The organism is Lysinibacillus sp. COL-1, assembly GCF_059814265.1.
The window spans coordinates 13,604-25,859 of sequence record NZ_JCAWSJ010000001.1; the positions used below are offsets into that span (position 1 = coordinate 13,604).

A 12,256-nucleotide genomic window follows, 5' to 3' on the forward strand; every position below is an offset into this window, starting at 1 on the left:
AAAATGGAACTGGTAAATGTTTTTTCATTGATTCTGTTTGCTTTGTTTTTATTTTCCTATTCATTAAAGCTAGTTATTCTAAATAAGAAATCAGGGATAAAAGCAAATGTGTTAGGAAAAGGAAATAAGGGGACATCCGTCGATTCTTCCGAAATGTTTGTTAAAATTTCAACTTTCGTATGGGGAATTGCATGGCTTTTAGAGTCAATATTTGATAATTCGATTGATAATATTTTACCTAAACTATTCACCAATGAGGTTATGCATTACTTTGGATTAATGACAATTACCATTGGTTTACTGTTTTTTATTTTATCAATGATAACAATGAAAACCTCTTGGAGAGTTGGTATAGATAAAGAAACAAAAACCTCGCTAATCACCAATGGTTTATACAAATATAGTCGAAATCCTGCATTTGTTGGATTCAATTTAATGTTTATAGGTCTATTTTTGACATTCCCTAACTTAGTTACATTAATTATTTGTTTACTAAATATAGTTTCAATTCATAACCTTATTCTTCAAGAAGAAAAACACTTAGAGAATATGCTTAAAGTAGAATATCTCTCGTATAAGAATAAAACCCCACGATACTTATTTTTTAAATCTACATAAGTAAAGAAATTTTAAAGGTGAAACTAAAACAAAGCACAGACTCTTAATGGCTGTGCTTTGTTTCGTTGTTATCCATTATTCAACTATTATCTTTCCAAAATACATATTCATTCCACAATGAAACGTATATATACCCGGTTTTTCTGGTGTGAATTCGACCAAGTTATCACCTTTATCAAGATCTTTTTCTATTTGGAAATCCTCTATTATTAAGTATGATAAGCATCCACCTGAAAAACTCTTTTGAAAATGAAGTTGAACTGGGATTCCAGCTTTTACTTTTACATTCTCAGGTGTATATCCAAATGGCTCTTCCATTATGACGGCTTCCTGATAACCGTCTTTTTGCTCTGCTTTTACTTCATTTATTTTTGTAGAAGAATCGTCTGAAACCGGAGTTGTATCACCCAAAAGATCTCTGAAGTAATGAGAAATGGGTTTAAAGAATACAACAGAAACAACTAATAATACGGCAATTACACAAAAAATAACTTTACTCCATTTATTTTTATTTGATATTACCGTTATTGTATCTGTTCCCTTAACTTCTTGTCTAATTAATTTCAATATAAGAATCATGACAATGATAAAAATTGCATCCACAAATATCATCATAACGACAGGATCTTGAGAAAAAACCATTACCCCCAACATTGCACCCATCATGCCGCCCATGATACCTGCTAATAGTCCATCTAATGAAGCCAATAAACTAAAGGGACGCCCAATAACATATCCAATTATCATGCCAAAAAGTACTGAGGAGATTACTGGGACAGTCATTTTCCCTACTAATATTACTCCTAATATGGTTCCTACTACTATGCTAGCCATCATAGAAACAGCCATTGCAATCATCATAGCAGTCATTTCTGATAAGAACGATTTGGCACGATAGGTAGAAAAAATGACGTAACCGGTTAACAAAAAAATAATACTAAAACTAAATATATATATCATAAACAAATTCCCTTCTATCCTATCCAAGCATTTAAAGTTTCGAATAATCCTGACAATATAAAGAAGATTGCAGAAATATTCCTTGATACATTATGGAATGAATACAAAGTCTTCTTCATTGGATTTAATAACCGTTCACTAATAGTCAGTAGTATCACATATAAAATGAGTGGCATTGCTGTTCCAATTGCAAAAAAAATGGGACCTATCAAATTAAATTCTCCATTTCCTGTCGGCAATAACAAGACAAAAAATAACCAAAACAACGTAGGACAGAATAAAAAACCCATAGCCAACCCAAAAGAAAGAGATGTATTTTTCAATTTCAATCCTTTTTGGACTTTTTGGAAGATACGTTGTGATGCAGAGGAATGTACTGAAATATTTCCAAGGAGAGCTAATCCAATTAGAATAAGAGTAAGGCCAAATAATTTACGGAAAAACATTGTTCCAATGAAAGGAATATCAGCAACTGTACTACCGATGAATACAGACATTATGCCTAACAATATGTACACTAAAGATTTGCCTGTAATATAACTCCCTACATTCAACCACCTTTTATTTTTTTCAGTCTCATATGTAATCAAAGCAACAGCAGTAGAATTAGATGTAAGTTGACATGGTGCAGTTGCCCCAACCAACCCTAATAAGAAAGCCTTCATTCCCCATACATCTAGTTTTAGTGCTAATGTATAAATTGGTTCTGCTACTAAATTGGCTAACTGACTTAACCACACATGTATCTGAAGAAGTACCTCATTCATTTAAATTCCCCTCTTCAACTGTTCTTACAGGACAATTTAAGGTGTTGAGGAAATGATTTCATTATTTCGGAAAATGTAAGGACTTTACCTCCGAATCCTTTTACAAAGTTCTCTGCATATTCTTTAGTCTCAAATACCAACACTTGTGGGTAACAACAACGAATATGGACAGTAGTGTCTAAAACAAACCAAGCTAGATGAGCGCTAATCGTTGTCCCTGTTAAAAAATCGGTACAAATTGCTTGTGCTACCTCATCACCTAACTGTCGATGCCGCAGTATTCCACAATGGCTGCAACAAGCATTTTCACGTTCTCCATTTAAAAGAATTATCCTGTAAACCAATCGATCATCACACTTACGATGACAATACACACACTCGTCTTCCTCAACACGATGTATAGATTGATCCCTTATAAGTGTAATCCCACCATATGTCTTCATAATAAGCCCTTCTTCAATCAGAGGTTTTATATCTCGATGTATTGTCATCTCTGATACCTCAAGTGTTTGACTTAATTCTGAGATTTTCAAATTGTGTCTATATAGAATCATGTCACGTATAAGTTGTTGTCTCTCTGAAAGCATAGTTTCCTCCTGAATGTTATAACTTAACAAGATATAACATCATTTTATTACAGCAATTAGAATAATCAATATAAACCTCGGGATATTTTGTTACATAGTTATGTCAATTATCTATAAAATCTTCTGTAGATGCTCCCCCCACATGAATATGAGAGGTTGCATAGTATGTATTGAACTAAAAAACAGAAGCACAGTAGTTTCAATTACTGTGCTTCTGTTGCTAAATAGAAGAATAAATATTGCTTTGATTACAAACTTGTTCACTGTTCAAGTTCTTCTAGTCAATATGATTTGCACAGCATGCAACGTCTTTTTCCAGACAAAAAGTCATCTCATTATGAGCATTGGTGGATGGTTAATGATAGTAATGGGTGTGCTACTCTATTTTGACATGATGACAAAAATTATTGCTTGGTTTACTCCCTTCTTTGGTGGATTCACAGGATTTTAATTTTTCGATTTCAAAGATGAACAACACCATTATGACTACAACAAAAAAAGCCGTGTTTTCAGCTATGAACACGGCTTTTTGGTATCATTCTTTATATCAGAATTTTTGCTTCGCACTTATTATCTGCCTTTTTATTTCTATCTCTAACCCAGAATAAAATCTTTCACTGATTCCTGCTTTTCGCATTATTTTCCAAACTTCAAGTTCTTCATCTTTTAATTGATCTATAGCCCAACTAATACGCCTCTTTTGAAAATTGGTCGTATTTTCTTTAACACTCTCAATATACTTCATCGTATTGGGCAGTTTATTTACTCTTTTTTCTAACAACGATTTATTATTAATCATTTTACCTATACTGCTTACGGTTATTCTAACTGGTTTTTCTTTAGCACTTATATCTTCCACTGCTTTTTTTACCATGCCCAAGATGTGAAGGTCTCTCTGTACCCAATCAACTCTTTTATTAGTAACCCTATTTACTTTAACAACTGGGGAATGTTCCTTTAACCATTCCTTATCATTTCTATAAATTCGCATATAAAGTGATGGGTCTTTTTTTCTAAGTTCTGTTCTTGATAATATGGGGTATTGGTTAATTAAATCAATCCATTTTTGCTTCAAATCACTTTTAATATGATTTTCCTTGTTCATAGGCTTACTATTTCTTTGCTTAGAATACTTAATAATTGTTTTGGTGTCGACTTTTAATATTTTTGAGCATGCTTTATAACTCAACTGTTCTATTTCAACCAATTGATGGAGTTTGCTCAACCAAGTATCACCTAACATCTTAATACGCCCTATATTTGTTTTATCCTCTTCTGTTTTATCTGGCCCCTTACGAGAATAAACAAAGCCACAGGCACAGGAGAAGGTTCCTACCGGCCTTTTAGTATCATAGCAACGAGTAACCTTTAAATTAGTTATTACAGGCTGTAGAAAGTGTTCTGCCGCAGGATTCAAACATAGATATGGCTCTTCACCAAATGGACTATATCGTTTATTTGCATACTGTTCAATTGTATCAACCGATTCACCTAAAAAATAAATGAACAGTAAATGCCGTACAGGATGAAAAGACTTTCGATGTTTTCTTGTTATTGCCCTTAACCAACACTGTCCTTCTACACCACTTGGAAATGATTGCATCAATATTAAAAAATCGACCTTAAACTTCTTAATAAAGTCTTCTTCTAATCGCCTTTGGTCGATTGTGCCGTTTGATTTTACATACCCTTCGCGATCCAATAGGTAATGATAAATCTCTAATAAATTTAACTGATCAAATTTATAATCCTTTTGATTTAAGTTGCTACTTTCTACAGCAAAATGACGTAGCAAATCAAAGTTTACTTTTGAAACATCACTTTTATTGCCCTTCTCTAAACTGTTTTCAATGTTTGAATAAAAATACGAAGAGTTTCCTTGCCTAATTAAGATTGAACTGTCTACAAGCAAGACAGAATGCTTTAAACAAATAAATACACTTGGTAATTGGTGATATGTCCGCCAATATGTTTCTCCATTCACTTGAATATCTTCTTCAAAGCAGTTAGGACAATAGCGAAAATACATAGGCTCTTTTACTGTCCCAGCCATTTGACCTGTTGAATAATGCAAGGAAGTATTGCCACAGCCATATAACATTTTATTTCGAACACTCTGTTTTATTTCTTTTGAAGTAAAATTTGTATAGTAGTTATACAATGTATGATAATTTATCCATTCATCAATACTCGAATTTAAAAAAGGATTTACTTTTTCTAATAATATCTCTAAATCAGTAGGTAAATCAGGAATAATATATGCTTTCTTTTTTCCAAACAAATCTAAAGTTGAATGTTTATTACTTAAATTCCCTGAACGTTTATGGTATCTAGCCAACACACTATATAATAGTTCATCTTTATAAATTGAAGGAAAAAATGCTAACATCTATTTTATTTACACACCCTTACATTATTAAGTCATCTAAAGGATTTTTAATATATCCTTCTTCACATAATGCCTCATAAGCAGAGCGTTTATTCTTCTTTCCTATATCAACTATTGATTGAAGTTTATTTACTGAAATATTGCCTTTCGCTTCATTTTTCTTTTCTTTCTTTCCCTCAATGTATTGGAGTGATAGAGTCATTAGTTGTGGAATTGTTGACTCAGGTGAATTTTTCAGTGCATATTTAGCAGCGTTTTCAGCAATTTTTTCTGAAACATCTAAATTAATTAAGGATAGGATTAATTTTTCTAGTATTGGAAGTTCTTTATTTGTACGATCTTGTGCCATCTTTTCTTTTTTCGCCTGAACCCTGGCCTTAAGGTCTAATACTGGCAATCTATTTAGAATATAATCTTCAATATCCATTGGAACAATATCTTCGTATTTTGCAATGTCGCTTTGATTTCCGGATTTAAGAGCCTCCAACATAGGTTGAAGAAGTTTCAAATCTTCTTTCACTACCTTTTGTATAAGTTTAGGGGTTATTTTTTCAAGGCCAGAATTGATTGCCCTCGCTTGTGCGAGTAAATACAACTTAACAGCAACATCCACAATTCCTTGGCTCTCTTCGTAAATCGTGTTTAATAATTCTTCTGTCAGTTCCGTATATTCATTCGTCCACTGATAATCCCACATACTTGTGATTAATACTTCCCAATCATCATCTTGTTTCATTTGCTGCCATACCATGTCGCCTTGGCCACTGCTTCTACGTGCTTGTCTGAAATCCTTTTGTAATAATGCCTTGGCTTTCATGGTTCCAATAAACATTACTGGTACTCCTATTTCATTCACTAGCGTTACAAAAAAATTCATCATCATTTCTGATGCAGCACCTGATGCAGATAACGAGTGCTGAACCTCATCAATGATTAGAGCGCCTATTGAGTGTAAACGAGCGACTTGCCCCATACGAGTTACCATTGAACTAACTGAATTTGATGGCTTACCATACTTTTCAAAATAATTAGTACCTGTCAACGAATCAACTTTTTTGAAAAAGTCCATACAAAGAGTTTTTAATGATCCATCATGTGGACAATCCAATTTTAACCATACAATTTGAATCAAATTGATTGGATTTTGATGCAATATTACTTGCGGATAAAGAGATAGTACCCTTTCTATCGCAGATGTTTTACCTATTCCTGGATATCCCATTAAAGTGAAACTTGAAGCAGAAGAACGTATATCTGGCGGTAATCCAATTTCCTCTTTATTAACAAGCTTGTTGTGTAAATCAAGTAATGCTTGAACATGTTTTTTATGTAATGGATTTCGATTAACATATCCATACCTAATGAAACCTGAAAAACGCTGTTCTAGATTTAAGGTTTGATTTATAGGCTGATAAAATCTTGATAATCTTAGTAAAGCATGGTAACGATGATGACTTGATAAATTTCTTTCACTATTATGAAACATAGGTATAAAGCTAAGTTGATCAAACGCTTCTTCTTTAGAGAGTATCGGAGGTAACGCTTCAATAAGGGGATTCCCTTTATAATCAATTATTTCTTGTTCACGATACTCTGCCAATAGAACTTCAATACCACTCTCTAATTCAATTGTCTTCCCATTTTTCATTCCTTCTTCTTCCTTCTTTGCTTTTTAAATAATTCCATTATCGTAGATGTTTCAGTTTTTTCATCTTTCTGCTCAGAAGGTGCAAAAGAAATAATGTTTTTATCATTATCAATCTCAGTTACACCTATTTGAAATGCCTCATACTCTCTTCGTAAACTTTTTTCAACTTCCCGATTTTCTCTAATATTTTTTATTTTTTCCGTTTTAGTGATTTTATTATTTTCATCTTGATTTGGTGTCTTAATTGCCTCATCCACTATTCCTTCAATTTTAGAATAAAAATTAATTTCTTCTTGTAACAAACTATGACTTTCAATTTTATATGTGTTTTGTTCAATCATTAATAATTGTTCAATTTCTTCAAGTACTTTATTTTTGTATCTCTCCTGATGATCTAAAAGGAAGCAACTTTCAAAAAGTGATTTATCATTAATGTGCAGATAAATAATGTCCATGTTTCGAGGATCGTATGAAATATCAACTGTCCAACTTTTCTTTGTTCTAGCTTGTACAAACCAAGATTCCTTTATAGCTGTTTCACAGCTAAATAACCTATTTTTAAACTTTATTCCCTTTGAGGTTACTGTAGCTGTATCTCGTGGCAATAAGTAAAACTTTATAGTATTAGGATGTTCCTTCCTTAGCTTACCTGCTCTATTTTTAATGCCCCAATTCCAGAGTTTAAGAGGAGTCGGTTTTACATTTTCCCGTATCATCTGCTCATCTCTTAGATAATCCTTCATATAGTGATTTTTGTTATAAAATAAAACAAAATTGATTAGAATTTTTGTATATTGATCTATAGTTAACTTAGCTTCTAAACGATAATCACTAGCCCCACGTTCCCTAAAATCACTCTGTATGTAACCTGGTAAGAACGGCTTTATTTTACTTTGTGAAGTATCGAACAATTTTTCCACAATTCCCTTCCAATCTGGTCGAAAAGCAGGATTATTCTCCACTACCAAATCCAACCCTTCAATTAAACTATTCACGTTATATCCCTCCAACTCACCTCTATCCCCTAGAATAATTTCAGGAAGATGCGCAGATGGCCACATTTCATTTGAAATTTCTATACCATATCTACTGCAATATTCCTTTTTATCTGATGCTGCATTTGCTATTGCCATCATCATTCCTGCCCAAGAAGGACCTTCAAATCCGATATACATTCCTGTAATCATATGTGTATATACGTCCACCACAAAATATATAATTGGTTTACCTACAATATAATCAGAATTAAAACTAGATACCAGATACACATTACCAATAGTCGCATCTATTTGATATCGTGATCCTGGCCCCATGACTTCATAAGTTGAAGATCCTAATATTGCTCGATGATCTCGTTCAAATTTTTTCTCACCTTCTCGACTTACTATTTTTTGTTCAATACCAAATTCTTTGTTGTGCCAATATCTAAATTGTCTTAATGAAGGAATTTTATTTTCATCCTGTATTACTATATATTTTGTTCCGTTTTCGTAACGAACTTCATCTGCATAGAACTCCTTTATCATCATTTTATATGCGAATGACAATGAGTTTCTCTTGCTTGTAAAATAGTACCTTTTAATCGATTTACGAAATATTTCCCTTGTTTCATCGGTTACATTTATTCCTACACTGTTAGTGGTTCTAGGTTTTCCCCTTTTCAAAGTACCACTTTTTTTATTTCTTCCCTTACCTCCAGAGTTACTATAATCCGGAAGCAAACTATTCATAGTTTTTCCTCTCTGCCAGTACTTTCTCAAATATTTATAAGCAGTCATTTTTGTACATACTTTATTATTTACAAGTTCATTTATTAGCTGCCCACGTTCTTTTTTCTTATAAATTGAAGGTTCATCATTCACTAAGTTTTTGATAATTGCCCACGCTGTGTCTCTCTTTTGTTTCATTCCCTCAGGTAAATTAATGTGGTTAATTAGTATGTTTGTGTGATCAGATTCGAATTTGGAGTATGAATTTTCTATAAATCCTTGATGTATATCTTTAACTTTTAAAAGGAATGGTAAGGCATTGGAATCTTCTATATCAATTGCATATGTAACGATGTTACTTTCATCAATCCAAAGTAGACGATATACTTTATTACACGTCAAGTCTTTAATTAATTCATTAACTGATATTGTAATCAATGTTATCCTCCTTAGAAACATTCATAATAATTTGATCTAAAGTTAGATTGCTTGGGTTAATTTTCTTACTCATATCAATCGAAATATATTTTCGAGCTATAAAATGTTTTATATAACTTAAAGATGAGCCTGTTTCTAAGTTATAATCCTCATCAAATTTATTACAAACTACTAATAAACTCTCTTCGCTATCTTTTTTTAAAATCAATAAATGCAATAATAAAGTAGAATAGCTTATATCTTCTTCTGCTAAATAATAAGATTTATGTATCCATAGAATATTGTTTGCTAGTTGTTTAGGAATTTCCTTTTCAGTTATGACCCCCCAACTTATTCCTTGTATCTCCCAATACTCTCGTTCAATTTCAAACTTTTCAATTACTCGTTTATCTTCAAGTTGTTCACTTGGTTTTACAGTTCTAGCGATATATTTTCTTTCAGAGTTTTTTACTACTGTTATAAAGAAATCTGTTGTCATATCTATCGGTATACCTGAACTATTATCTTTAGAGTGCTTAATTCCTTTCTCTTCAGCTATACGAATAGTTGTTTCAACATTTAAAGGAAACTGTTCTCTTATGTCTACCACTGTATCTTCCCAATCTAATAAGAGAAAAAAGTCTCTTTCCAAGTTAGACAACAATTCATGCTGTCTCTTCGCGGTCCACCCTATTAATCGAGAAGCATTTCCTTGTGACGATATATCTTGTATTTTAATCCAAGGTATATAATTTGATAGTTCCCCTTGACCTCGTCCTTCTTTAATATAGTCATTTCTTTTTTTCTCAGACCAACCGTATTTCCTTTTAGACATGTAAAGCACCGCCTCGTCGACATAATTATGGTTCAAAAAAATAATTTCTAAAATTATTATAACTTTTTGACTTACTTGTAGTTTAATTTATTCCATTTTATAAAAGTATTTATATTACAATCGTTTACACATAAAAAACGTCCTTTAAAGAGTGGACGTTTGCTAATTTTAGTAAGAAAAATACTATACTTTCTTCGATTCACATTATGTTTTTAACAGCCCTTGATTATATACAATCCACTTCTCCAATTCTCTTTCTACCGCTCGATTTTGCCATTCAAACCAAATCCCAATACACTCACTACAATGACTGTCAACACCGATTTTATTATGCAAATCCTTACATGTAAAAATGGTCTTTTTACGACACTTATAACAGTAGATTTCAATCTCTTTATAAAATTCCATAAATATTACCTTTCATTTTATTTATATTCATTTCCATTAAAGGGACAAAAAATACATAAAATCATTAAGGTATTCTTTTGTATTAACTAAATAAAAATGTTGTTAAGTTGTTAAAAATTTCAATTGAAATTTTAGAAAAAAGATTGAGTATTTCTATAGGGTAGGTTATTTAATATGAACCACGACCAATAACCCTAGATATAAGAGTTATGTAATAGAAACCAATAAAAAAACCTCCATGGTATTTGGAGGTTTTAATAATCTATTTATATTTAATTTACTTCAACTTGCCCCATCATACCATTTTCTTCATGTTCAAGGACATGGCAGTGGAACATGTATATGCCCTTATTATTAAACTTCACTGCTAATTTAACTGTTTGACCAGCTTCAATTGAGACAGTATCCTTCCACCCTTTTAAATTTAAAGGAGGTTCTTGACCATCAATCGACACGATTTTAAATTGAGTGCCATGTATGTGGAAAGGATGTGTCATACCACCCATCATATCAGGTTTATTATAAATTTCCCAAATTTCAGTCTCACCCTGCTTTTGAGTGAAATCAATGCGATTCATATCAAACTGGTTTCCATTTATAGAAACCATTGTCCCCATACCAAATAGTTCAAGCTTCTTAGAAACTGGTAAATTTTTCTCTTCTTCAGTAACACTAAAATCATTTAATTTTTCTGAAATTTTACTTGTACTTGTAGTCTTTTGTTCAATTTTAAATGGTAAAAGGGTAGTACCTTCATCATTTATTAATGCTATATCAGTCTTGTCATCCATTTTTGAAAAGTCCACTATTACCTCTGCTCGCTCACCTGGTGTTAAGGTAATTTCTTTCATATCAGTTGGTTGATTTAAGAAACCACCATCAGTAGCAATTTGTTGGAATGTATCTCCGGTATTCAATTTAAAAGTATAATTACGAGCATTAGAACCGTTTAATAAACGAAGTCTTACTTTTTCTTTACCAACTGTAAGTTTAGGATTCAACGTACCATTAATTAATAAAGTATCTCCAATTGTACCATCTTCATTAAGGACTGCTTGATAATTTAATTGCTTTTCTTCAGTAAATTGTCTATCTTGGAATACTAATGGAAAATCATTCACACCATATTCATTTGGTACATTGATTTCTTGTGAGTTTTCATCATCTATATAAATTAAACCAGCTAAACCTTTATATACTTGCTCTGCTGTAGCACCTTCTGGATGTGGATGGAACCACAGCGTAGATGCTCCCTGATTAACTGTAAAATTTACATCTTCTGTTACACCTGGCTCTAGGACTTGATGTGGGCCGCCATCACCATTTCCAGGGATTTCTAATCCATGCCAGTGAAATGTTGTTGGTTCAGATAAATCATTTTTAGTTCTAAACGTTACCGTTTGATCTTTATTAATACGAATGATTGGCCCTAAAAAGGAACCATTATATCCATATGTCTCTGTTTTAGTTCCCTTAAAGATTTCTGTTGTTCCTTGTTGAGCAGTAATATCAACAATTCCATTTTTAGGTTCAATAATAGGTGGGAGCGCAAGCTCATTTTCCCCATTTGAATTATTTAATGCTAATGGATTGTTATGACTCGCATGACCATTTTCCATGCTACTATCTTTATTATCCATACCCTCCATGTTTTTCATTTCTTCATCACTCATATTGGAATGGTCCATACCAGACATATTAGAATGGTCCATATTTGAATTATTATTAGATTCCGAATTACCCGCACTACATCCTCCAATTATAATAGCGCCTACTAATAATGAAGTAATCAAAAGTTTAGATTTCATTATGTTTCCTCCTTTTATTCTTTACATAGGCACTATAACAAATAAATATGGAGAATTTATGGATTTGAAATTAAATGAGACAAATATTAACCACTCTATCTAAGAAAACT

9 protein-coding genes and 1 pseudogene are annotated in these 12,256 nt (G+C 32.2%); 2 read left to right on the forward strand and 8 right to left on the reverse strand.

The window, feature by feature from the left end:
* The first annotated feature begins 3 nt into the window (after positions 1-3).
* The gene (locus AC6BKE_RS00070) at positions 4-618 is read left to right on the forward strand and encodes a methyltransferase family protein (RefSeq protein WP_009374040.1); all 615 of its coding nucleotides are present in this window, start codon (positions 4-6) and stop codon (positions 616-618) included.
* Between the two features lie 75 nt (positions 619-693).
* Here AC6BKE_RS00070 and AC6BKE_RS00075 read toward each other — a convergent pair whose 3' ends face one another.
* The 3 genes from AC6BKE_RS00075 to AC6BKE_RS00085 are packed head-to-tail and all read right to left on the reverse strand — an operon-like array spanning position 694 to position 2,932.
* Complete coding sequence (locus tag AC6BKE_RS00075; protein ID WP_499855430.1) at positions 694-1,578, reverse strand: cupredoxin domain-containing protein; 885 nt, start codon at positions 1,576-1,578, stop codon at positions 694-696.
* Positions 1,579-1,592: 14 nt separating this feature from the next.
* Complete coding sequence (locus tag AC6BKE_RS00080; protein ID WP_009374042.1) at positions 1,593-2,345, reverse strand: urease accessory protein UreH domain-containing protein; 753 nt, start codon at positions 2,343-2,345, stop codon at positions 1,593-1,595.
* A 14-nt stretch (positions 2,346-2,359) separates the two neighbouring features.
* Positions 2,360-2,932: a DeoR family transcriptional regulator gene (locus AC6BKE_RS00085; protein WP_009374044.1), complete on the reverse strand. Its 573-nt coding sequence runs from the start codon at positions 2,930-2,932 to the stop codon at positions 2,360-2,362.
* A gap of 337 nt (positions 2,933-3,269) precedes the next feature.
* Here AC6BKE_RS00085 and AC6BKE_RS00090 point away from each other — a divergent pair.
* A pseudogene (locus tag AC6BKE_RS00090) lies at positions 3,270-3,383 on the forward strand (cytochrome c biogenesis protein CcdA); the annotation flags it as partial.
* Positions 3,384-3,479: 96 nt separating this feature from the next.
* On the opposite strand, the gene AC6BKE_RS00095 reads toward AC6BKE_RS00090, so the two are convergent.
* From AC6BKE_RS00095 to AC6BKE_RS00115, 5 genes are all read right to left on the reverse strand, one after another.
* On the reverse strand, positions 3,480-5,321 hold the full coding sequence (locus tag AC6BKE_RS00095) for a TnsD family Tn7-like transposition protein (RefSeq protein ID WP_009374046.1): 1,842 nt from the start codon (positions 5,319-5,321) through the stop codon (positions 3,480-3,482).
* Between the two features lie 19 nt (positions 5,322-5,340).
* Positions 5,341-6,969: an ATP-binding protein gene (locus tag AC6BKE_RS00100; RefSeq protein WP_036079781.1), complete on the reverse strand. Its 1,629-nt coding sequence runs from the start codon at positions 6,967-6,969 to the stop codon at positions 5,341-5,343.
* On the reverse strand, positions 6,966-9,116 hold the full coding sequence (locus tag AC6BKE_RS00105) for a TnsB C-terminal domain-containing protein (protein ID WP_009374050.1): 2,151 nt from the start codon (positions 9,114-9,116) through the stop codon (positions 6,966-6,968). Before AC6BKE_RS00105 ends, AC6BKE_RS00100 begins: the two co-directional genes overlap by 4 nt.
* Positions 9,097-9,930, reverse strand: a complete 834-nt coding sequence (locus tag AC6BKE_RS00110; protein ID WP_009374053.1) for a heteromeric transposase endonuclease subunit TnsA — start codon at positions 9,928-9,930, stop codon at positions 9,097-9,099. Before AC6BKE_RS00110 ends, AC6BKE_RS00105 begins: the two co-directional genes overlap by 20 nt.
* A 680-nt stretch (positions 9,931-10,610) precedes the next feature.
* Positions 10,611-12,146, reverse strand: coding sequence for a multicopper oxidase family protein (locus tag AC6BKE_RS00115; RefSeq protein ID WP_009374058.1), 1,536 nt, complete (start codon positions 12,144-12,146; stop codon positions 10,611-10,613).
* Positions 12,147-12,256 lie beyond the last annotated feature (110 nt).